This is a genomic window from Pseudomonas sp. PAMC25584, assembly GCF_058135675.1.
On record NZ_CM176870.1, the window covers coordinates 2,289,716 to 2,311,964 of the forward strand.

A 22,249-nucleotide genomic window follows, 5' to 3' on the forward strand; every position below is an offset into this window, starting at 1 on the left:
TGAGTCATTTTTTTGTAATGGAGTGCTCCATGAAAGTCCTCGTAGCCATCAAGCGAGTGGTCGACTACAACGTCAAGGTTCGGGTCAAAGCGGACCAGTCCGGCGTCGACCTCGCTAACGTCAAGATGTCGATGAATCCCTTCTGCGAAATCGCCGTGGAAGAGGCTGTTCGTTTAAAAGAAACAGGTCTGGTGACTGAAATCGTCGTGGTTTCCATCGGCCCGACCACTGCTCAAGAGCAGTTGCGTACCGCCCTGGCACTGGGCGCTGATCGCGCCATCCTGGTTGAGTCGGCTGAAGAGCTGACCTCCCTGGCCGTTGCCAAGTTGCTCAAAGCCGTTGTCGACAAGGAACAGCCATCGCTGGTGATCCTCGGCAAACAGGCCATCGACAGCGACAACAACCAGACTGGCCAGATGCTGGCTGCACTGACCGGTTACGGCCAGGGCACCTTCGCCTCGAAAGTCGAAGTGAGCGGCGACAGCGTTGCCGTGACCCGCGAAATCGACGGCGGCGCGCAAACAGTTTCGCTGAAACTGCCGGCCATCATCACCACCGACCTGCGTTTGAACGAGCCGCGCTACGCGTCCCTGCCAAACATCATGAAAGCCAAGAAGAAGCCTCTCGAAGTGCTGACTCCGGACGCTTTGGGCGTTTCCACCGCCTCTACCAACAAGACCGTCAAAGTTGAAGCGCCGGCTGCACGCAGCGCGGGCATCAAGGTCAAGTCGGTGGCTGAACTGGTCGAGAAACTGAAAAACGAAGCGAAGGTGCTTTGAATTGGGGAGCCGAATCATGACTATCTTGGTAATCGCAGAACACGACAACAAGGTACTGGCTCCGGCCACCCTGAACACCGTGGCTGCCGCTGCGAAAATCGGTGGCGACATCCACGTGCTGGTTGCCGGTCAGGGCGCTGGCGCCGTGGCTGAAGCCGCTGCGAAAATCGCCGGCGTGAGCAAAGTACTGCTGGCCGACAACGCCGCTTATGCTCACCAGTTGCCGGAAAACGTCGCGCCTCTGGTAGCTGCTCTTTGTTTAGAGGCGGGTGGTGCTGGCTACAGCCACATCCTGGCCGCCGCCACCTCCAACGGCAAAAACATCCTGCCGCGCGTTGCCGCGCAACTGGACGTTGACCAGATCTCCGAGATCATCTCGGTCGAAAGCGCCGACACCTTCAAGCGCCCGATCTACGCCGGTAACGCCATTGCCACCGTGCAATCGAGCGCTGCGGTCAAGGTCATCACCGTGCGTGCCACCGGTTTCGACCCGGTTGCAGCCGAAGGTGGTTCGGCTGCCGTTGAAGCCGTCTCCGCTGCCCACGACGCTGGCCTTTCCAGCTTTGTTGGCGAAGAGCTGGCCAAGTCGGATCGTCCTGAGCTGACCGCTGCCAAGATCGTCGTTTCGGGCGGGCGTGGCATGCAGAACGGTGACAACTTCAAGCACCTGTACGCCCTGGCCGACAAGCTGGGCGCTGCGGTCGGCGCTTCCCGCGCGGCCGTCGATGCCGGTTTCGTGCCCAACGACATGCAGGTCGGCCAGACCGGCAAGATCGTTGCGCCACAGCTGTACATCGCTGTCGGTATCTCCGGCGCGATCCAGCATTTGGCCGGCATGAAAGACTCCAAGGTGATCGTGGCGATCAACAAGGATGAAGAAGCACCGATCTTCCAGGTGGCTGATTACGGCCTGGTGGCGGACTTGTTCGAAGCCGTACCGGCGCTGCAACAGGCGCTGTAATAACCAGTCGGCAGGCGGGCGAAGAGCGCGCCTGCCGCAGGTTCAGTTGTACGAACCCTTGCCTGGCATTTTGATGCCGTGCAAGTTGACCTTGCGGTACAGCGTTGCACGGGAGATCCCCAGTTCTTGGGCGGCCAAAAGGGGTTTCCATCGATTGCGCACAAGCGTGTCGATCAAAGCCTGGCGCTCCGGGCTGCCGCTGACGGTCTCCTGGCCCTTTACCGGCGCGCTCGCGCCGAGCGTCACCGGCAGATCATCCACCCCGATCACCTGGCCTTTACACACGGCGCACGCGTAACGCAGTACGTGGTGCAGTTGCCGCATGTTGCCGGGCCAGCTGTAGTTCAAGAGCATTTCCAGTGCAGCTTCGCTCAGTTCAAGGCGTTCGCCTGAGCGCTGGCATTCGTCGCCCAACAGTTTGTTGATCAACGCCAGTTTGTCTTTGCGTTCGCGTAGCGGCGGTATATCAAAGCGTGCGCCGCTCAGGCGGAAAAACAGGTCTTCACGAAAGCTGCCGGTTTCAACCAGCGTGGCGATATCGCGGTGGCTGGCGCAAATCACCTGAATATCGATGGACTGGGTGCGAGCTCCGCCCAATGGGGCCACTTCACCCTCGCTGAGCACCCGCAATAGGCGGGTTTGCAGGGGCAGGGGCATATCGCCGATCTCATCGAGAAACAAGGTGCCGCCATCGGCTTGTTGCAACAAGCCACGCATGCCTTTGGTTGAGGCGCCGGTAAAGGCACCTGCGGCATAACCGAACAGTTCACTCTCGATCAGACTCTCGGGAATCGCCGCGCAGTTCACCGCAACAAAGGGTTTGTCACGGCGCTTGCTGGCAGCATGGAGTTGCAATGCAAAGTGTTCCTTGCCTGCACCGGTTTCACCATGGATCAACACTGGCAGGCCACGATCCTTGACCCGTACAGCCAGCTCCAACGCCTGCGCAACCTTGGGGTCGAGCGCTGACGCCGGATGGCTGACCACGGGGGCGCTGATGGGCCGGCGAGGCATCTTGAGGCGCACATGCAGCCCCATCGACGGCAAATAGTGGAGGCTGTCATCCCCGGCGGCGGGCAACTGCGCTGAGGCGAAGGCTTCGTCGATATGCGCGGGGATCCGGCCACAGCGCTGCAACAGCAGGCGCCGCGCGGCAGGGTTGAGCGCTTCAATCCGACCATCACGGTCCCAGGCGAACAGGCATTGAGGCTGGCTGTCGACATAACCTGGCAGGGGGTGAGCACGTAACACCCACAGGTCTTGGGTGCTGTACATGAAGTAGGCATTTTCGAGGTCCGTGGCGCTTTGAATGACCATTTGCCGAATCAAATACTGGCTGCGCCGGTCATCCGGAGCACGAACCGAAGAGACGTCCAATACCGCCAGGATCTCTCCGCGGGGTGAAAATATCGGCGCCGCAGAGCAGGTGTTGCCGATGAACGCCGCACGGAAGTGATCCAGCTTGTGCACGGTGACCGGCAGTTTGTCGATCAACACCGCGCTGACAGCGGTCGTACCTTCTTCCTTTTCCGACCAGCAAGTGCCGACGTCCATGCCGGAGCGGCGGTACTCGCCGCGCAGGGCTGACTCGATCCGGTAGTCGACGGTACAGCCCAGCGTATCGGTGAGCATCACACAGTAATCGGCGTCTCTTACGCGGCTGTGCAACCGTGACATTTCGTCACCTGCCAGGTGCAGGAAGTCGTCGACACGCTGGCGGTGTTCATGGATTTGGTGGGCCTCAAGAACCCTCGGGCCCTGTAATGAACCCGGGTCGAGCTTGTAGTGCTGTACCGAGCGTCGCCAGGAATCGAGGATGGCATTGGGCACCGGCAGGGTCGGTGCATGTTGGGCAGTGCGCAATACGCGACTCACGTGTTCCACATGAGTCTTCGAAAAACCAGAGGACATGGTACCTCCGAAGGTTGGATCTTATTTTTCTGTTGATGGCCATTAAAGGCGGCTTGGCCGATCCCTTCAAGCTGAATCCGTCAGCCGGTGCCGGTGAGACATAACCGCTCAGTATTCGCAGCGTCCCACGCAAGGTACGAGCGGTTATGTCTTGCGCAGGCATTGACGCGGGGTACGTTAATTAAGCTGACGATCCCTCTATTCCGGCCTTTACAGCCAAGTATTACGGTATTGGCATTCGACTTGCTCTGTCAGTCTCAGCAGGCCGCGTCGAACGGTCGCAACTCAACAACAAGAATGACAGAGGCAGTACATGAGCGAATTCAATGCTGTGAATTTCTCCCTGAACGGCAAGGTTGCCCTGGTGACGGGTGCCGGTCGTGGTATTGGCCAGGGCATTGCGCTGAGCCTGGCCCAGGCAGGCGCAGACCTGGTGCTTGCTGACTATGACTTGGGCATCGCCGAAGAGGCCGCCGCCCTGGTACGGGCCTTGGGTCGTCGGGCGGTAGCCCTGCAAGTTGACGTCAGCAAGCCCGAGAGCGTCGTCAGCCTGATCGAGCAAGTTCGGGCAGAATTTGGCCGCCTGGATGTGGCTGTCAACAACGCAGGTGTAGTCAGCCTTGGCCGCGTTGACGAGCTGGCGGTCAGCGAGTGGGACCGCATCATGAACATCAACGCCCGTGGCGTATTCCTCTGCTGCCAGGCCGAGCTCAAGCTGATGCGCGAGCACAACTTCGGCCGCATCATCAACCTGGCGTCGATTGCCGGAAAAGTCGGCTTCCCGGACCTGTCCCACTACAGCGCCTCCAAGTTTGCAGTGATTGGATTTACCAACGCCTTCGCCAAAGAGGTCGCCCGCGAGGGCATCACTGTCAACGCCCTTTGTCCGGGTGTGGTCGGCACCGGCATGTGGCGCGGTGACGAAGGGCTTTCCGCACGCTGGGCCCAGCCTGGCGAAACCGAAGTGCAGTCCTGGGAACGGCACCAGTCCAGCCTGCTGCCCCAAGGCGAAGCGCAAACCGTGGAAGACATGGGCCAACTTGCGGTTTACCTCGCCTGCGCGCCCCACGTGACCGGGCAGGCGATCGCCGTTGATGGCGGCTTCTCGCTTTAGTTGAACCCCGCTTACTTATTGAGTTTACGTCCCCTGAAACCTTGATCCGGGGGAACGGATACGGCTTGCCTGCAGCTTTGTTCAAGCCGCAGGCGCACTGATCGAAACAGGAGAACATAATGACAACTACAGTTCTGGCCAAACGTTCGGTTGGCACCGACATCATCCACTACGACGCCATTGTGATTGGTGCAGGCTTCGGCGGCATTTACATGCTCAAGAAGTTGCGCGATGAACTGGGCTTGAAGGTGCGTGCCTTCGACAAGGCCGGCGGTATCGGCGGCACCTGGTTCTGGAACCGCTACCCTGGCGCGTTATCCGACAGTGAATCGTTTGTGTACTGCTTCTCCTGGGATCGCGAGCTGTGCCAGGAGTGGGATATCACCACGCGCTACCTGACCCAGCCGCAGATTCTGTCCTACCTCAATCACGCGGTTGATCGCCATGACCTGCGTCGTGATATCCAACTGGAAACCGGCATCACCGCTGCGGTATTCGATGAGCACAGCAGCCGCTGGCTGGTCACCGCCGATGACGGCCATCAATACAGCGCCAAGTACCTGGTGACGGCACTGGGCCTGCTGTCGGCGACGAACGTGCCGAAGATCAACGGCCTGGACCAATTCAAGGGGCACATGTACCACACCGCCAACTGGCCGGCCGATGCCGTGCTCGAAGGCAAGCGGGTTGGCGTGATCGGTACTGGGTCCACGGGCTGCCAAGTCATTACCGCGATCGCGCCGACTGTCGGTCACCTCACGGTGTTCCAGCGTTCCGCGCAATACACCGTGCCGGTAGGCAATGGCCCGGTCAGCCGCGAATACGTCGACGACATCAAACGCAACTACGATGCCATCTGGCAAGAAGTGCGTTCCTCGCGGCTGGCGTTCGGCTTCCCGGAGAGCGACATCCCCACCATGAGCGTGGACGCCGCCGAACGCAAAGCCATCTTCCAGCGCGCCTGGGAGGGTGGCGGCGGTTTCCGCTACATGTTCCAGACCTTCAACGACATTGCCACCAGCGAAGAAGCCAACATCGAAGCCCAGAACTTCGTGCGCGAGAAAATCGCTGAAATCGTCCAGGACCCTGAAACTGCCCGCAAGTTGATGCCGCGCGATCTCTACGCCAAGCGTCCGCTGTGCGACAGCGGCTACTACGCCACCTTCAATCGCCCCAATGTGTCGCTGGTGGACGTCAAGGCCAACCCGATTGAAGAAATCACCGCCAAGGGCATTCGCACGGCGGACGGGGTCGAGCACGCGTTGGATGTACTGGTGTTCGCCACCGGTTTCGATGCCGTGGACGGCAATTACAAGCGCATCGACATTCGCGGGCGCGACAACGTCTCGATGAAGGATCACTGGGCTGACGGCCCGTCGAGCTACCTGTCGGTCGCCACCGCCAAGTTCCCCAATATGTTCATGATTCTCGGCCCCAACGGTCCGTTTACCAACCTTCCACCGACCATTGAAACCGAAGTGGAGTGGGTGTCCGACCTGATTGGTTTCATGGAGCAGAACGAGTTGGCCTGCGTGGAACCCTCTGCGCAAAGCGAGCAGGAATGGGGCGTGATCTGCCAGGACATCGCCGACCAGACGCTGTTCGCCAAGACCGACTCGTGGATCTTCGGCGCGAACATCCCGGGCAAAAGCAACAAGGTGTACTTCTACATGGGTGGCCTGGGCGCGTTCAGCGAACAGCTGGCGGCGGTCAAGCACGACGACTACCGGGGCTTCAAGTTCAAGGCCGTGAGTGTCGATGGCGCGCAACCGCGTCGTGTAACGGAGAACCAGCAATGAAGTTGAACAACCCCCAGCTCTTGCGCCATCAAGCCTTTATCGACGGCGTGTGGCTGGCTGCCGACAACGAGGCCACGATCACCGTGGTCAACCCGTCGACCGGTGCGACCATCGGCCAGGTGCCGCGCATGGGCCAGGCGGAAACCCGTCGGGCCATCGAAGCCGCCGAGCGTGCGTTGCCGGCCTGGCGCGAACTCAGCGCCAAGGCTCGCGCCAATGCCTTGCGCCGCTGGTACGACCTGATCATCGAGCACCAGCACGACCTGGCCCATATCATGACCCTCGAACAAGGCAAACCGTTGCCGGAAGCGTTGGGCGAAATCGTGTTTGGTGCGTCGTACATTGAGTGGTACGCGGAGGAGGCCAAGCGCGTCTACGGCGACCTGATCCCCGGCGCGACCGACAAGCGCCTGTTGGTGATCAAACAACCGGTGGGCGTGTGCGCCGCCATTACGCCGTGGAACTTCCCCAGCGCGATGATTACCCGCAAAGCCGGGCCGGCCCTGGCCGCCGGCTGCACGATGGTGATCAAGCCGGCCTCGCAGACGCCATTCTCGGCCTTGGCTTTGGTCTACTTGGCCGAGTTGGCGGGCATTCCCAAGGGCGTGCTGTCGGTGGTCACCGGCGCCGCAGCGGAGATTGCCGAAGAGCTGACCAGCAACCCGGTGGTGCGCAAGATTTCCTTTACCGGCTCCACCGAGATCGGCCGCCAGATCATGGAGAAATGCGCCCACGACATCAAAAAGGTCTCCTTGGAGCTGGGCGGCAACGCGCCGTTTATCGTGTTCGAGGATGCCGATCTCGATGCCGCCGTGGACGGTGCGCTGGCCTCCAAATTCCGCAACGCCGGGCAGACCTGCGTGTGTGCCAACCGCCTGTACGTGCATGACAAGGTGTACGACGCCTTCGTCGATAAACTCGCGTCGGCAGTCGCGGCCCTGAAGGTCGGTGATGGTTTTACCGACGGCGTGACCCTCGGGCCGCTGATCGACGGCAAGGCCGTGGCCAAGGTGCGCGAGCATATCGAGGATGCGCTGGCCAAGGGCGCCAAGGTTGTCCAGGGCGGCGGCGCGCATGCTCAGGGCGAGAACTTCTTCGAGCCCACCATCTTGGTGAACGTGCCAGACAACGTGCGGGTGGCCAAGGAAGAAACCTTCGGCCCGCTGGCGCCGGTGTTCCGCTTTTTTGATGACGCCGAAGTCATCAAAAAAGCCAACGACACCGAGTTCGGCCTGGCGGCGTATTTCTATACCGCCAACCTGAGTCGCGTGTTTCGGGTGGGCGAGGCGCTGGAGTACGGCATCGTCGGGGTCAACACCGGAATCATCAGCTCTGAGGCCGCGCCGTTCGGTGGGGTCAAGGCTTCGGGCGTCGGTCGTGAGGGTTCCAAGTACGGCCTTGAGGATTACCTGGAGATCAAATACCTGTGCCTGGCCGGCATTTGAGCTGATCCATCGCTGTGCGTTTTTTGCTTGATGGCCGTGCGGGCCTTGCCCCGCGGCCCGCTTCACGCTGTGTCGTAAAACATAAAAACAATAGGAAATATCGACATGAACATCGCTTGGAAACTGCCGCTGGGGCTTGGGCTCCTGTCGTGCATTGCTGTACCCGCATCCGCCGCTGACCCTTCCTCGCAATGGGGTACGGGTGATTGGGGCGGGTTACGCAGTGAGCTGCTGGAACAGGGCGTTGACGTGATCGTTGGCTACGTCGGCGAAGGGGCCACCAACGTTCACGGCGGCTACAACCATGACCGCACCGCACGCTACACCGCGCAATGGGCACTTGGCACTCACCTGGACCTGCAAAAGTTGCTGGGCTGGAACGACGCCGAGTTCCAACTGCTGGTGACGGAGCGCAATGGCAATAACCTCTCCAACGAACGCGTCTCCGACCCGCGCGCCCCGCAGCTCAGCTCGGTGCAGGAAGTGTGGGGCAGGGGACAGACCTGGCGCCTGACTCAGATGTGGTATCGCCAGAAGTTTTTCGACAGCGCCCTGGATCTCAAGCTGGGCCGTTTGGGAGTCAATGAAGACTTTGCCAGCTTCCCGTGCGACTTCCAGAGCTTGTCGTTCTGCAGTGCGCCCATCGGTAACGTGGCCGGAGATGTTTGGTACAGCGGCCCCGTCAGCCAATGGGGGGGGCGCGTTCGCTACAACCTGAACGAACAGTGGGCGGTGCAGGTCGGGGCGTATGAGCAGAACCCGTCGTACCTGAGCACCGGCAACGGTTTCAAGCTCAGCGGCAGTGGCACAAAAGGCGCCTTGGTGCCGGTCGAAGTGATCTGGAAGCCAACGGTGGGCCAGCAAGCGTTGCCCGGTGAATACCGCTTGGGCTACTACCACAGCAGCGCCGCCGCCAATGACGTGTACGAGGATATCAACGGCGCACCGCAGGCGTTGACCGGCCAGGCGCCCAAATCCCGTAGCAGCAAACACGGTGCGTGGATCATGGGCCAGCAGCAACTCACCGCCCATCATGGCGATGCATCACGGGGGTTGAGTGTGTTTGCCAGCCTGACCGTGCATGACAAGGCCACCAGCAGCATCGAAAGTTTCCAGAACATCGGTGCGGTCTACAAAGGCCCGTTCGATGCGCGTCCCAAGGATGACATCGGCCTGGGGGTTGCCCGCCTGAAGGTCAACGACGACGTCACCAAGCGCCAGCGCCTGATCAATGACAGCACGGGCATCACCGACTACGACAACCCGCTCTACGTCCCGGTGCAGCACAGCGAATACAACATCGAGCTCAACTACGGCGTGCATGTCACCGACTGGCTGACCGTGCGCCCGAACGTGCAGTACGTGCGCAATCCCGGCGGTGTGTATGAAGTGGATAACGCCTGGGTCGCCGGCCTGAAACTGCAAGCGAGCTTTTAAGCCGTTGTCTGCACCTGAACCGTCAGTCATCGCTGTCCAATATCCCCATCACGATTGAGAAGGAATACAAAAATGAGCAAGTCCTTGGGAAAAGTTGCGTTTGTTACCGGCGCCGGTCAAGGGATCGGTGAGGCCATTGCCGTGCGGTTGGCGGCAGATGGGTTTGCCGTGGCCTGCGCGGACATGAATATTGAAACCGCTCGTCAGGTCGCCGAACGCATCAACAAGGCCGGCGGCAAAGCCCTGGCCATCAGCGTGGATGTGGCCGATCGAGACAGTGTCTTCAAGGCTGTAAAGGACGCGGTGGATGGCCTTGGCGACCTGCATGTGCTCATCAACAACGCCGGCATCGCGCCGATTGCCCCGATTGAAGCGATTACGCCCGAGATGTACCGCAGAACCTTCGATATCAACGTCGGTGGCGTTCTATGGGGCATTCAGGCCGCAGTGGACGCATTCAAAACCCTGGGCCACGGCGGGAAAATCATCAGTGCTTCGTCCCAGGCCGGTCATATCGGCAATCCGGACCTGGCGGTGTATGGCGGGACAAAGTTTGCCGTGCGTGGCATCACCCAGACAGCGGCCCGAGAGCTGGCCCACCTGGGCATTACCGTGAACGCTTACTGCCCCGGCATCGTCAACACGCCGATGATGCGCAAAGTCGCCCAGGATGTCGCGGACAACGCCAATCAAAGCGTGGAGTGGGGGATGGAGCAGTTTGCCCAGCACATTACGTTGAAGCGACTTTCGCAGCCGGAAGATGTGGCGGCCTGTGTGTCATTCCTGTCCGGTCCTGATTCGGACTACATGACTGGCCAGGCCGTGATTATTGATGGTGGGATGGTATTTAACTAAGCGCTGAAGGCGCCAAGTACAACGTGAGGGTAGATAAGATGAATATTACCAAGGGCATTGCATCGCCAGCTAAATTCCTGCTGCAGGCCGACGCATTAATGGATTTATCCCTGCATGGCAAACCGTATGGGGCCAATGCGTATTTGATTTGTGATCAGTTCATTGTTAACCGCGTTCATGAGAAAGCCTTGCCGGGATTCACGAATGAACAGGCAGCTGAACTGGTCGTGTTTGGCGGGCAATGTTCTGATAGTGAAATCAATAAGCACGTTCAGGCAGCTCGTGATTTTGACTACATCGTCGGTATCGGCGGCGGAAAGACGCTGGATACGGCCAAGGCGGCCGCGCATTTCTTGGGTAAACCGGTATTGATACTGCCCACGCTCGCCTCGACAGATGCACCCTGTACGGCGATTTCAGTCATTTACAATGACGACGATACGTTTAACCGCTACTTGTTCTTATCGAAAAATCCTGACGTAGTGTTGGCAGATACCCGGGTTCTGGCAGAACAGCCCCCGCGATTTTTTGCGGCAGGTGTGGGGGATGGCCTGGCCACCTACTTTGAGGCCAGAGCCTGTTTTGCCGCGCAACGCGACAACCTGATCCTGGGCAATGACGGGAACATGCTGAAGCCAACATTGATTGGTTTTGCGATTGCCCAAACCTGCTACGAAACCATCAAGAAATACTCGGCGCAGGCGGCTTATGCCGTTGAGAACAAAGTCATTACGTCGGCGCTGGAAAACACCATTGAAGCGACCATTTATATGTCTGCGGTGGGCGCCGAGTCGGGTGGTTGTGCGGCGGCGCATGCGATTCATAACGGAATGACCACCGTGCATGATCTTCATGGCGCACAGCATGGTGAAAAGGTGGTATTCGGCTTGTTCACGCAATTGGTGATGGAGGCTGCCTCCATGGAGGAGATCGAGGAGGTCGTGGATATCGCGATTGCAGTTGGCTTGCCGTTGACGCTGGAGGACCTGGGCCTGAAGACCTTCAAAGAAGAGGAGTGGCGCAAGGTGGCTGAGGTGGCCTGTGATAAAAACGACACGATTCACAACATGCCGTTTACGGTCACGCCCAATCTGGTCTATGACGCCATAGTGGCAACGGATGCAATGTTGCGCGCCTTTAAACAGAAGAAGTGTGCGCACTAGTTTTCAGCGCGCCGGCGTCGTCAATCGGGTTGAGTGATTGACGACGCCTCAAGGCGGGTTGCGCTATTGAGGCGTTTCAGCGGCAGGCTGAGTGCCACCAGCGGCATCAGTCCAGTAAGTCCGCAATCGATTCGGCGGCCAGTTGGTAGGAGCGGCAGCGCGCTTGGGGGTCATAGATCCGCGCATCGATGATTACCTCATCCGCCTGGGTGGTGTCGATGAACTGACGCAGCCAGCTACCCACATCATCCTGGTCACCTACGGCGGTACAGGCCATCGCCTGGGCCAGGCTGTAGCGGTCACGTTCGGTAAGTCGCTCCATGTAGCCCTCCTCGGGGTGTGGTAGAGGCCCCGGTTTGCCTGCATACAGGCGGCTGACCCACTGGCGGTGGGAACTCGCCAGGTACTCGCCTTCAGCGCGAGTAGGCGCGGCGAAGACATTGGCGCCCACGATCACGTAGGGTTGCTGCAACGTGGCGCTGGGGCGGAAGTTGTTGCGGTAATACGCAATGGCATCCATCAGGTTATGCGGGGCGAAGTGCGAGGCGAACGCATAAGGCAGCCCTGATTTTGCCGCGAGTTCGGCACTGTTCAGGCTCGAGCCCAATAGCCAGAGAGGGACATTGTGTTTGCCGGGGATCGCCCTTACGGGCTGACGACCTTCATCGGCCAGGTAGTCGGTCAACTGGCGGATGTCCTGGGTGAAGTCGCGCTCCGAGGCATCGCCGCGCAATGCCCGGATCGCCGGCCCGGCTGAACCCGGTGCGCGACCGATTCCCAGGTCGATACGCCCGGGGAACAGGGTGTCCAGGGTGCCGAAATGTTCGGCCACCGTCAGCGGCGAATGATTGGGCAGCATGATGCCGCCAGCTCCCACGCGCAGGGTCGTGGTGTTCGCCGCCAGGTGTTGGATAAGCAGGCTGGTCGCCGACGAGGCGATGCCCGGCAAGTCATGGTGCTCGGCGATCCAGTAGCGTTTGTAGCCGTGGGTTTCCACATGTCGCGCCAGGGCGACCGCTTCATCCAGGGTATGGGCGAAGGTTTTGTCCTCGCCGATCATCATCAGGTCAAGCACAGACAAGGCTGTCATTGCAGGCTCCGTTTCAAGGTGATTGGACAGGCCACTATTTGAGTGGGAAGTCCGCCCAGGAAGGGTGGTGTTCCAGGCGTTGGTCGATATCGCGCAGGGTGGCCAGGCAGCGCTGCAGCTTGAGATAAATGTCACCGCCGTAATCCCAGCCGAGCACGCCAATGCTGCCGGTGTAACCGACGCGGTTCAGGGCGGCGATCAGTGCGAAGTTGTCCATTTCGCCCCGATCGACGGGCTCCATGGTGGCCACGCCACCCCAACCCAGTTGCGACAGCGCGCTGCCGGACGTGACCACTTGCATCAGATAGGGCTTCATCGCCGCCAGACGTTGCTCCAATTCGCCTTCCTGGCTGGCGTACCAGTGGTAGCCGTTAAACGAAGCGCCCAGGCGCGGGTGTGCGAAGTGCTGGCAGATCTCGACCACCTGCGCGGTGGTCTGGGTCACGTGGTGCAAGTGCGGATACAACGCGATGCGTAAGCCGCGACGTTCGGCAATCGGCAGCAGCGATTCGATGAAGCGCATGATCGCGGGGTGGCCGTTGACCGACGTCTGCACGGCCAGTTCTATCAGTTCGACGCCTTCGACCGTTTCGACCAGGCGTCGGATCAGCGCGTCGTTGCGTCCTTCATGCAGCACCAGGTACAGCCCTTCGATCCGCAGGCCATGTTGTTCCGGTACGTGGGGTAGCCGCGTAAGGTCGGTCAGCGGCGTGCCGCCCCAGGCCGCGACGGTAATGCCGTCATAGCCGAGTTCGGCGAGCATTTCGCACTGGGTCTGGAAGGCATAGACGCCCATGGACGAGTAAAAGAACGAATCAAGTGCGTGGATACGATGAGTCATGGCGGCTCTCCTGACTCAATAAGGCGCGTCGGCGAGGACAGCCCATTCGGGGTGGGCGGCCAAGCGCTGTTCCATGCCACGGAAGGCCGTGACCGAGCGGCGCAGATTGCCGTAGACGTCACCGCCCATGCTCTCCCAGCCAAGCACGCCGAAGCATCCTGCAAAGCCCCGCCGTTCGAGGGCGCCGAGCAGCACGAAGTTGTCCATTTCACCTTCGTCCAACGGTTCGATGGTGGCCAGGCCGCCCCAGCCGAGTGGGGAGCGACGCGTGCCGGCGATGTTCACCTGTTTGAGCCAGGGCCACAGGGCGTCGAGGCGCTGCTCCAGGGCCTTTTCCTCCATTGCGTACCAGTGGTAACCGTTGAAGACGATGTTCAAGCGCGGATGGTTGAATTCCTTGCACAACGCCACCGCTTGAGTGGTGGTTTGCAGGCCATAACGTGCGTGTGGGTAAAGGTTGATCTCCAACCCACGGCGCTCGCAGATCGGCAATAGGCGCTCGAGCATCCGGCGATCAAAGTTCGTGACGTCGTCGCCGGAATGCAGGGCCAATTCGATGGTGCTGCAGCCTTCGAGGGTCTCGAACACATTGATCACAAAGGCTTCGAGACCCTTGCGATAGATCAGGTACACCGCGCCCACATCTAGGCCCCACGCAGGTTTTACTTGGGGGATCGACTTCAGGTCTTTGCTCCACGCGGACATGGTCAGGCCCTGGTAGCCGAGCTCGGCGAGCATTTCGCATTGCGCGGCCAAGGGATAGGTGCCCAGGGTGGTCTGGAAGATGAAATCCATATGATGCAACGTGCGATTCATGAGTGGGCCTGTGCTGGCGATGGCTCGACGGGTAAGACGGCGCTGGGAAAGTGCGGCAGCAGGTATTCACCGAGCTCGTCGATGACTTCCGCGGCCGGGCGGCGCTGGGGCTTGAAGTGCAGGGCAACGTGACCGACCCCCTGGTCCTGCTGGCGTTTCCAGTGTTCGATCAGGCTGTTTCGACCGGCACGCAGCGCGCGCCCCGCCTGCAGCGGATGGTCGGGATCACGGTCCAGGTCGAACAGCGTGCCGTAGCCATACGCCTTGTAGACGTTGGGGCCGCAGGCGGCGCGCCAGCGCTCGATGATCTGCGGGATCAATGCCGGGTTGGAAATGTACGAAAGAATGCCGTCGGTGTGCTGCGCGATCCACTCCAGCGACTGCCCGGCCTGGCCCACGATAATCGTGGGCATGCGCGCGCCGAAGGCTTTGGGCACCAGGTCGATATCGCCGTTCAATTGCCCATAGAAACGCGACGGGTGAGTCGCCCAGTGGGTTTGCGTGGTGGCGCGAATGATCGCCAGTGCATCCCGAAATCGTTCGGCGCGATTGTCGAAGTCGAGGCCGAAAGCGGGGTATTCCACCGGCCTGTCGCCGGTGGCAAGGCCCATGATGAAACGCCCGCCGAGCAATTGATCGACGCTCGCTGCCTGCTTGGCCACAATCAGCGGATCGCGTAGCGGCAAGACGATGCCAGCGGTACCAATCGCAATGTCCTGGGTCACGGCGGCGAGGAAGCCGGCGTAGACCAGTGGGTCGAGGATTTGGCCCACGTCACCGAAGTTCGGGTCGTAGAAGGGCACGTCTCGCAGCCAGATGGCAGAAAACCCCGCCTCATCGACTTTTTGCGCCATATGCGCGTGGTCCTGCAGGGTCGGGCCAGGGCTGTTGGGGTAGCTTTCCAGCGGTGCGATAAAGCCGAAGGTCAAGTGGCCGGGCTGGAACACGCGAGCATAGCCGGGGTGTTGCTTGAGCTCGGGCGCAAGCACGAGGTTGGACGGCATCGAGGTCATTCGAGGAGTCTCGTAGAGTCGGACGGCGGTGGCTTCGCTGAGCATTGCAGCGGTTGAAGTCACGATTGCGCCGACTATAAGTTGTATGATGCGAAAGAAAAATAGGATGAAGTTCCGATCATTTGTGAATAAAACGCTCAAATAACCTGAGGTGGCCATGGATCATTTTGGAGCGCTCGGCGCCTTCGTACAGGCCGCGCAAACCCGCAGCTTTACCGAGGCCGGACGCCGCACCGGGGTATCGTCCTCGGCGGTTGGCAAGGCGGTGGCACGGCTGGAAGAAGAGTTGGGCGTGCGCTTGTTTCACCGCTCTACCCGCGCCATTACGCTGACGTCCGAAGGCAGCCTGTTTCTGGAACGTTGCCATCGGATCTTTGCCGAGTACGAAGTGGCCAAGCGTGAACTCACCCAGGCCGCCGGCAAGCCCCAAGGCAAGTTGCGCCTTGGTTTGCCGCAGTTGGGCATGCGCCTGATGCCACACTTGATTGCGTTTCAGCAGGCCTATCCGGAGGTCGAGCTCGAACTGGAGTTCAGCGACCGTTTGGTCAACGTCATCGAGGAGGGGTTTGATGCAGTGATGCGCATCGGCGAAGTTCAGGATTCGCGCTTGATGATGCGCACGCTGAACGGCTACAGCCATCGCCTGGTGGCGTCTCCCGGCTATCTGTCGACTCGCGGGGTGCCCTCACGGCCGGCGGAGCTGTCCAGCCATTCGTGCCTGCGTTACCGCTATCCCACCAGCGGTAAACTTGACCCTTGGCCTCTGATGGTAAAAAACGGCCAGCAAAGCGTTGAGCTGGGGCAGTCCGCCACGGCCAATGCGATCGAACCGTTGCTCGCCATGGCCGAGGCGGGGCTTGGCATCGCGTGCCTGCCGGATTTTTTCGTCGAACAAGCGATTGCCGCCGGGCGCCTGGTGCCTCTGCTCGACCGTCACCTCAGCGACCACCGCACCTTCAGCATCCTCTGGCCGTCCAGCCGCCAGCCGTTGCCGAAGATCAAGGCGTTTGTCAGTTTCATGTCGTTGCGCCTGACCTGAACTGCCCAACGCAAACTGCCGACGCGCCCGCTTATACGGGGCATCGGCGGGTCTGAGTCGAGTCGATCAGGCTTTGCTGGAGGACTTCGCGGCAAAGGCACCGTCACCCAGTAGCGCGACGACCAACGCGGTGACGCACAGGTAGATCGGATATTCCCAACCGCCATTGGCGTTGGTGAAGCTCCAGCCGTTGCCGAAGTGTACGGTGGCGGCGACAAACAACTGAACCACGGCCAGGGCGGCGATCCAGCGCGCGTAGATGCCCAGCACCAGCATCAGGCCGCCGATCACTTCAAAGGCCATGACCGGGTAGGCCAGAAAGCCTGGGAAGCCGATGGATTCAAAAAAGCCTGCGGTGCCGGCGGGGGTAAACACCAGCACTTTGGTCAGGCCGTGGGCGATGAACATGATGCCCAAGGCAAGGCGTAAAACGAAGGCGGCATAGGGAGCAGTACGGTAGTCGATCATGATGCAGTTCCTTTTTATTTAGTGGGAAAGCGGCAAGGTTTGAGTCAGCCATTGAGAAAAATCCGCCAGTTCCTGCGCGACGATCTCGTGGGCCATGTTGTACAAATGGGTTTCATGGACGACGCCGATCCGTTCCAGCCAGGTATCGGCCTCCTGCGCCCATGCGACGGGTAGAACGTTATCCTGATAACCATGCGCGATGAACGCTCGCACGGATTTTAGCCTCTCGGCGGAGGCGATGCGTGGCTCAAGCTCGCGCAACATGCGCCCGCTCAACAGGGCAAAACCGGCTACCTGTTCAGGCTCGGTGAGCCCTACGCTGGCGCTCATGATGCCGCCCTGGCTGAAGCCAGCGATCACGGTCGGCATCGCTGGCAGCGCATCAATGAAGCGGCTCAACAGTTGCCGGCTGGATTCAGCCTGTTCCTGGTTGAACGAGGGGCCGTTGCTGGTGAAGTTCACCTGATACCAGGCAAAACCCTGTGGGCCGATTTGCAGCGGGCCGCGCAACAGGATCACTTCCAGCGCCTCAGGCAATGCATCGGCCAGGGGCGCCAGGTTCGCTTCGTTGGAACCCACGCCATGCAGCAGAATCAAGCGGGCCTTGGGCGCGGTTGTGTTGCCGCCCTTGCGCAAAGACAGGCCGGTCTGTGGCTCGCGGCAGACGTCGGAAAAATGGGTATCACGCATGGTCTGTAACGCCTTGATGAGGTTGAGGGGTGGCGGACGAGAACAGGTAGCTGTCCATCGACAGCACGCCGTAACTCACGCCGCCTTCCAGCACGCGGATGTCGTAGTGTTCACCGGCCGCGCCGAGGGCGATGATCAGCGGCAGGAAATGCTCATCCGTCGGGTGGGCCCGTTCAGCCGACGGTGCGTGCTGTTTGTAGTCCAGTAAAAACTCGGTGTTGCCTGCCTGCAGCGTCTTTGCGGTCCAGGCGGCGAACGCCTTGACGTAGTCGGCGCCGAGGCCGGAGGCACTGCGGAACTCATACAGGTTATGGGTCAGGCTGCCGGATGCGACGATCAATACGTTCATCTCCCGCAGAGGCTTGAGCGCCTGGCCCAGTTTCCACGCCTGGCGGGTATCGAGGCTGGCGGGCATCGACACCTGAACCACGGGGATGTCGGCGTGCGGTGCCAGATACAACAACGGGACCCAGGCGCCGTGGTCCAGGCCGCGGCGGGCATCCAGGCGGGATTTCCAGCCGGCGTCCTGCAGCATCTCGACGATGTGCGCCGCCAGGACCGGTGCGCCGGGCGCCGGATACTGCAACTGGTACAGCGCGTCGGGAAACCCACCGAAATCGTGAAGGGTTGCCGGGGCGGTGCTCGACGTCACGCTGACTTCGCCATGGGTCATCCAGTGCGGAGAAAGGATGACGATGGCATCAGGGCGTGGCAGTTCGCGACCGAGCTGGGCCAGGCGTGGACCTGCCTGTCCGGGCTCGATGGCAAACAGCGGAGCACCATGGGACACAAACAACAGCGGGAATGACGTGTTCATGGTGCGTGATGCCTCGGTTCGTGGGTTATTTGCTCAGCCAGGCCGGCGCGATCGAGGTGCCCAGGCCTGCGCCGTAGCCCAGGTAAATGTTGAACCCGGCCAATGGCTCCAGGTAGCGGGCATTCACCAGTGCGCCGGCGTCCACCGTGTTCCAGCCCAGGCTGTGCGCGAGGGCGATGGCGGTCTGCTTGGCGCGTTCGCTGTCGCTGGCGACAAACACACTGCCGGTCTGGTCATGGGCAAAGGTCGGACCGTCGGCCAGCACTTGGGCGAACAGGGTGTTGAAGGCCTTCACCACCTGGGCCTGCGGCAGCGCCCTGGCGATTTCTTCGCTGGCGCTGGTGACATGCCCGATAGTCAGCGACATGTAGTCGGCGCTCAGCGGGTTGGTGATGTCGATCACCACTTTGCCCGTCAGGTCGCCCAGGCTTTGCAGAGCCTTGACAGCGTCTTCATAGGCGGTAGCAACCACCACGACGTCGCTGTCAGCCAACGCCTCGGCCGACGGGTAGGCGCTGACGTTCACGAACTGCGCGGCCAGGGTGCTGGCCTTGCCGATGTCACGCCCGGTGATCCGAACGATATGCCCAGCGGCCGACAGTTGTTTGGCAAACGCCGAACCCATGTTGCCGGTACCCACTACTGTGATTTTCATGTCGACCTCGTGTGCGTTGATGTGTGTTTCGATGGGTTCAGTCTATAGGTTGTGATTTTGAGATAAATAAGGCCAGATGTGATGAATAGTTCCACTAAGTGAGACAGTTATGGATCGGGCGCTGGAGATGCAGGTGTTTTGCACGGTGGTTGATAAAGGCACCTTCGTGGGCGCAGCCGAACCCCTGGCGATGTCCAAGGCCGCCATTTCGCGGTATGTGAGTGCGCTTGAGGAGCGATTGGGGGCGCGGCTCCTGCACCGCACCACACGCAGGCTTTCGCTGACGGAGGAGGGGCGCCAGTTCTACCATCAGGCCCGTGAGGTGCTGGCGCTGATGGAACAGGCAGAAGAAGCCGTGTCGTCCACCGCGCCGGAACCCAGCGGCGTGTTGAGGGTGAATGCGCCGGTCAGTTTCGGCGTGCTGCACCTGGCGCCGCTGTGGGGCGAATTCATGAAGGCCTACCCCCATGTCGAGTTGGACATCAGCTTGAACGATCGCTTGGTGGATCTGGTGGAGGAGGGCTTTGACGCGGCGGTGCGCATTGCGCGCATGGAAAACTCGTCGCTGGTGGGACGACGCCTGGCGGGGACGCGGATGTGCCTGTTTGCGTCTCCCGACTACCTGGACCGTCATCCGCCGATTCGCACCTTGTCCGACCTGGCCGACCACGGCGTGATTGCCTACACCCACTTCGCCATGGGCAATGAGTGGCAATTCGAAGGGCCTGACGGCAGCGAGACGGTGCGCACGCGCTCGACCGCGCGCTGCAACAACGGCGACACCTGCCGCAGCATCGCCCTCGCGGGGGCCGGTATTGCCCTGCAACCGAGCTTCATGGTCGCCGAGGATTTGCGCAGCGGCGCCCTGGTGGAGATCCTGCCGGCGTACCGTTCCATCGAGTTGGGCATCTACGTGGTCTATCCCTCGCGCAAACACCTGGCGAGCAAGGTGCGGGTGTTGATCAATTTTCTGGCTGAGCGCTTCAGCCATCCCCATTGGGAGCAATAGCGCTGTCGAGCCTGAGTTTTTTCGAATAACCACCTGTTCCAGATCATCCGTCGCCCTGGACGTGTGTCTATGCTTGATCAACCCCCGCAGTCGTCGGCAGGTTCGCGGCGTCAACTGTTGAGGGACACATAGGCCTGTTCATGCTGAAGGAGCGATGATGAATATCGAACTGAAGACGAAGCGCGCATTGGTTAGCGCCTCCACCGGTGGTATTGGTTTTGCGGTGGCAAAGGGGTTGGCGCAAGCAGGCGCTGCGGTGGTTATCAATGGTCGCAGCGAACGCTCGGTGAACGACGCCATTGCGCGTTTGCTCGCCGAGGTGCCTGATGCCGTGGTCAGCGGTGTCGCCGCTGACTTGAGCACTGCGCAAGGGGTTGAAACCCTGCTGGCCGGGCTTGGCGCTATCGACATCCTGGTGAACAATGCCGGCATTTATGAGCTCCAGGACTTCTTCGAGGCCGGCGATGACGTCTGGAACAACCACTGGCAGACCAACGTCATGTCCGGCGTGCGCCTGAGTCGCGCGCTGCTGCCGGCGATGGTCGAGCGCGGCTGGGGACGGGTGGTGTTTGTCGCGTCCGAGTCGGCACGCAACATTCCTGCCGACATGATCCATTACGGCGTGTCCAAAACCGCGCAATTGGCGTTGGCCCGTGGCCTGGCCAAACGCGTGGCCGGCAGCGGTGTGACCGTCAATAGCGTGCTGCCGGGGCCGACGCTTTCCGATGGCGTGGCCGAGATGATGAAGGGCGAAGTCGAACGCACCGGCAAGCCCCTCGAAGCCGTGATGCGTGATTTCGTCCTCGAGCGGCGTCCCAGCTCCATCATCCAGCGCGCGTCCAGCGTGGAAGAAGTGGCCAATATGATTGTCTACGTGTGTTCGACCCAGGCCTCCGCCACCACCGGCGCTGCGCTCAGGGTCGATGGTGGGGTCGTCGACGATATTGTCTGACCTGCGTTCAGGGGCGGCGTGACACGTAGACCACCACGCCAATGCAGATGAGCAGGGCCAGCGCTGACAGCAACATCGCGTTCGACATCCCCTGGGCGAACGCGGTGGCATCAGCGCTGGCGATCATCGCCCCGGAAACGGCGACGCCGATCACGCCGCCCAACTGTCTGGCGGAGGCCATCAACCCCGACGCGATACCCGCATCGTGCTGGCTGACGGACGAGAGCATCGCATTGGTAATCGACGGAACCGACATGGCACTGCCGATGCCGACCAGCATCAGCGCGCCGTTGAGCAGCCAGGGCGAGCCGTGTGCGCTGGTCTGCGACAGCGCAAGGAAGCCGATGATCTGTACGCTGAACCCGGTGGTGATGATGCGCGGGGCGCTGAACCGTTTGGCGAAGCGTGACGAGAGCAGGGTTGAAAGGGTCAGCACGGCGGTCAACGGGATAAACGACAAGCCGGTGGTGAACGCGTCGTAGTGCAGGAAGGTCTGGAAGTAAATACTGAAAACGAACACCGTTCCATAGAAGGTCAGATTGATCGCCGCGCCGGCCAGCGCCATGCTGCCAAGCACGGCGTTCCGGGCCAGGTGCGGGGGCAGCATTGGGTGCGCGACCCGCCGCTCGATCAGGATGAACGCCACGGCACAGATCAACGCCACCGCCAGGGCGGAAAAGGTCGCAGCGACCCAGCCTTGTGCGCTGGATTCGGTCAAGCCGTAGGTCAGCGCCGCAACGCAAATGGCAATGCTGATTTGCCCGGGAATATCGATGTGCTTGTCGACTCGCGGGGAGGCGGGGGCGTAGCGCAGGATCAGCGCGATAGCCAGCAGGCCGATCGGAATGTTGAGCAGAAACACACTGCGCCAGCCGAAGTACTCGATCATCAGGCCGCCGATCACGGGGCCGGCCGCCAATGCGATACCTCCGCAGGCGCCCCACAGCGCCACGGCGCAGCGGCGTTTGTCGGGGTCTTGGAACGACACGCGAATCAACGTCAGTGACGTGGGGATCAGCAATGCTGCACCGATGCCCTGGATGACACGCATCGTGATCAGCAGGGTCGTGCTGTTGGCCAGGCCACAACCGATCGACGCGAGGGTGAAGATGGCGAAACCGACTGCGAAAACGGTTTTGGCTCCCCACTTGTCGCCCCACGCGCCTCCCAGGATCAGCAGGGCGGAAAACGGCAGCGCATAGCTGTTGATGACCCACTGCAGGCCCGTGAGGTCGGTATTGAACGCCTCTTTGAGTGCGCCGAGGCCAACGTTGACGACGCTGACGTCCAGCTGGACAACCAGAAAACCGAGGCAGGCGGCGATCAGAATCGCGCGTAACGAAGGGGAGGGGGTCATGTCAGGCATTTACCTCGAGCGTCGGCGCGGCCAGGCCG

At 60.9% G+C, this 22,249-nt stretch carries 21 protein-coding genes; 11 read left to right on the forward strand and 10 right to left on the reverse strand.

Annotation, left to right across the window (positions count from 1 at the left end; translation table 11 throughout):
- The first annotated feature begins 29 nt into the window (after positions 1-29).
- Together ACS5Q8_RS10685 and ACS5Q8_RS10690 are read left to right on the forward strand one after the other, a co-directional pair.
- Entirely contained in the window at positions 30-779 is a 750-nt protein-coding gene (locus tag ACS5Q8_RS10685; protein ID WP_465160156.1) for an electron transfer flavoprotein subunit beta/FixA family protein, read from the forward strand.
- 16 nt (positions 780-795) lie between these two features.
- A complete protein-coding gene (locus ACS5Q8_RS10690) occupies positions 796-1,740 on the forward strand; it encodes an electron transfer flavoprotein subunit alpha/FixB family protein (RefSeq protein ID WP_253397299.1) in 945 nt (314 codons plus the stop codon).
- 42 nt (positions 1,741-1,782) lie between these two features.
- On the opposite strand, the gene ACS5Q8_RS10695 is transcribed toward ACS5Q8_RS10690, so the two are convergent.
- Positions 1,783-3,651 carry a sigma-54-dependent Fis family transcriptional regulator gene (locus ACS5Q8_RS10695; RefSeq protein ID WP_253397297.1) on the reverse strand — a complete coding sequence of 623 codons (1,869 nt, stop codon included), beginning with the start codon at positions 3,649-3,651 and terminating at the stop codon, positions 1,783-1,785.
- Between the two features lie 313 nt (positions 3,652-3,964).
- Between ACS5Q8_RS10695 and ACS5Q8_RS10700 the strand changes: the two genes are divergently transcribed.
- The 6 genes from ACS5Q8_RS10700 (at position 3,965) to ACS5Q8_RS10725 (ending at position 11,464) form a co-directional block, all read left to right on the forward strand.
- Positions 3,965-4,765, forward strand: a complete 801-nt coding sequence (locus ACS5Q8_RS10700) for an SDR family NAD(P)-dependent oxidoreductase (RefSeq protein WP_058822696.1) — start codon at positions 3,965-3,967, stop codon at positions 4,763-4,765.
- Positions 4,766-4,884: 119 nt separating this feature from the next.
- Positions 4,885-6,564 carry a flavin-containing monooxygenase gene (locus ACS5Q8_RS10705; RefSeq protein ID WP_465160157.1) on the forward strand — a complete coding sequence of 560 codons (1,680 nt, stop codon included), beginning with the start codon at positions 4,885-4,887 and terminating at the stop codon, positions 6,562-6,564.
- Positions 6,561-8,009 carry an NADP-dependent succinate-semialdehyde dehydrogenase gene (gabD, locus tag ACS5Q8_RS10710; RefSeq protein ID WP_465160158.1) on the forward strand — a complete coding sequence of 483 codons (1,449 nt, stop codon included), beginning with the start codon at positions 6,561-6,563 and terminating at the stop codon, positions 8,007-8,009. Before ACS5Q8_RS10705 ends, gabD begins: the two co-directional genes overlap by 4 nt.
- A 105-nt stretch (positions 8,010-8,114) precedes the next feature.
- Positions 8,115-9,446, forward strand: coding sequence for a carbohydrate porin (locus ACS5Q8_RS10715; RefSeq protein ID WP_247398129.1), 1,332 nt, complete (start codon positions 8,115-8,117; stop codon positions 9,444-9,446).
- Positions 9,447-9,518: 72 nt separating this feature from the next.
- Positions 9,519-10,301: a (S)-acetoin forming diacetyl reductase gene (locus ACS5Q8_RS10720; RefSeq protein ID WP_465160159.1), complete on the forward strand. Its 783-nt coding sequence runs from the start codon at positions 9,519-9,521 to the stop codon at positions 10,299-10,301.
- 38 nt (positions 10,302-10,339) lie between these two features.
- Entirely contained in the window at positions 10,340-11,464 is a 1,125-nt protein-coding gene (locus ACS5Q8_RS10725; RefSeq protein ID WP_247398127.1) for a glycerol dehydrogenase, read from the forward strand.
- Between the two features lie 106 nt (positions 11,465-11,570).
- On the opposite strand, the gene ACS5Q8_RS10730 is transcribed toward ACS5Q8_RS10725, so the two are convergent.
- The 4 genes from ACS5Q8_RS10730 to ACS5Q8_RS10745 are packed head-to-tail and all read right to left on the reverse strand — an operon-like array spanning position 11,571 to position 15,224.
- Positions 11,571-12,554: an LLM class flavin-dependent oxidoreductase gene (locus ACS5Q8_RS10730; RefSeq protein WP_247398125.1), complete on the reverse strand. Its 984-nt coding sequence runs from the start codon at positions 12,552-12,554 to the stop codon at positions 11,571-11,573.
- A 34-nt stretch (positions 12,555-12,588) separates the two neighbouring features.
- On the reverse strand, positions 12,589-13,395 hold the full coding sequence (locus tag ACS5Q8_RS10735; RefSeq protein WP_247398121.1) for a sugar phosphate isomerase/epimerase family protein: 807 nt from the start codon (positions 13,393-13,395) through the stop codon (positions 12,589-12,591).
- Positions 13,396-13,410: 15 nt separating this feature from the next.
- Positions 13,411-14,211 carry a sugar phosphate isomerase/epimerase family protein gene (locus tag ACS5Q8_RS10740; RefSeq protein ID WP_465160160.1) on the reverse strand — a complete coding sequence of 267 codons (801 nt, stop codon included), beginning with the start codon at positions 14,209-14,211 and terminating at the stop codon, positions 13,411-13,413.
- Positions 14,208-15,224 carry an LLM class oxidoreductase gene (locus ACS5Q8_RS10745; RefSeq protein WP_465160360.1) on the reverse strand — a complete coding sequence of 339 codons (1,017 nt, stop codon included), beginning with the start codon at positions 15,222-15,224 and terminating at the stop codon, positions 14,208-14,210. The genes ACS5Q8_RS10740 and ACS5Q8_RS10745 overlap by 4 nt, the downstream gene beginning before the upstream one ends.
- Before the next feature lie 157 nt (positions 15,225-15,381).
- On the opposite strand from ACS5Q8_RS10745, the gene ACS5Q8_RS10750 reads away from it, so the two are divergent.
- Positions 15,382-16,263 carry a LysR family transcriptional regulator gene (locus tag ACS5Q8_RS10750; protein ID WP_465160161.1) on the forward strand — a complete coding sequence of 294 codons (882 nt, stop codon included), beginning with the start codon at positions 15,382-15,384 and terminating at the stop codon, positions 16,261-16,263.
- 66 nt (positions 16,264-16,329) lie between these two features.
- On the opposite strand, the gene ACS5Q8_RS10755 is transcribed toward ACS5Q8_RS10750, so the two are convergent.
- The 4 genes from ACS5Q8_RS10755 to ACS5Q8_RS10770 are packed head-to-tail and all read right to left on the reverse strand — an operon-like array spanning position 16,330 to position 18,893.
- On the reverse strand, positions 16,330-16,731 hold the full coding sequence (locus ACS5Q8_RS10755) for a DoxX family protein (RefSeq protein WP_058822706.1): 402 nt from the start codon (positions 16,729-16,731) through the stop codon (positions 16,330-16,332).
- Positions 16,732-16,749: 18 nt separating this feature from the next.
- Positions 16,750-17,421 (reverse strand): alpha/beta hydrolase, encoded by a 672-nt coding sequence (locus tag ACS5Q8_RS10760; RefSeq protein ID WP_465160162.1) that lies wholly within the window; start codon positions 17,419-17,421, stop codon positions 16,750-16,752.
- Complete coding sequence (locus ACS5Q8_RS10765) at positions 17,414-18,238, reverse strand: DODA-type extradiol aromatic ring-opening family dioxygenase (protein WP_247398113.1); 825 nt, start codon at positions 18,236-18,238, stop codon at positions 17,414-17,416. The genes ACS5Q8_RS10760 and ACS5Q8_RS10765 overlap by 8 nt, the downstream gene beginning before the upstream one ends.
- Before the next feature lie 25 nt (positions 18,239-18,263).
- Positions 18,264-18,893, reverse strand: coding sequence for an NADPH-dependent F420 reductase (locus ACS5Q8_RS10770; RefSeq protein WP_247398111.1), 630 nt, complete (start codon positions 18,891-18,893; stop codon positions 18,264-18,266).
- A gap of 109 nt (positions 18,894-19,002) precedes the next feature.
- On the opposite strand from ACS5Q8_RS10770, the gene ACS5Q8_RS10775 reads away from it, so the two are divergent.
- Positions 19,003-19,902: a LysR family transcriptional regulator gene (locus ACS5Q8_RS10775; protein ID WP_247398107.1), complete on the forward strand. Its 900-nt coding sequence runs from the start codon at positions 19,003-19,005 to the stop codon at positions 19,900-19,902.
- Between the two features lie 157 nt (positions 19,903-20,059).
- On the forward strand, positions 20,060-20,854 hold the full coding sequence (locus ACS5Q8_RS10780; protein ID WP_058822711.1) for an SDR family NAD(P)-dependent oxidoreductase: 795 nt from the start codon (positions 20,060-20,062) through the stop codon (positions 20,852-20,854).
- A 7-nt stretch (positions 20,855-20,861) separates the two neighbouring features.
- Here the strand turns inward: ACS5Q8_RS10780 and ACS5Q8_RS10785 are convergent, their stop codons facing one another.
- Positions 20,862-22,211 (reverse strand): MFS transporter, encoded by a 1,350-nt coding sequence (locus ACS5Q8_RS10785; RefSeq protein WP_465160163.1) that lies wholly within the window; start codon positions 22,209-22,211, stop codon positions 20,862-20,864.
- Positions 22,212-22,249: the final 38 nt, after the last annotated feature.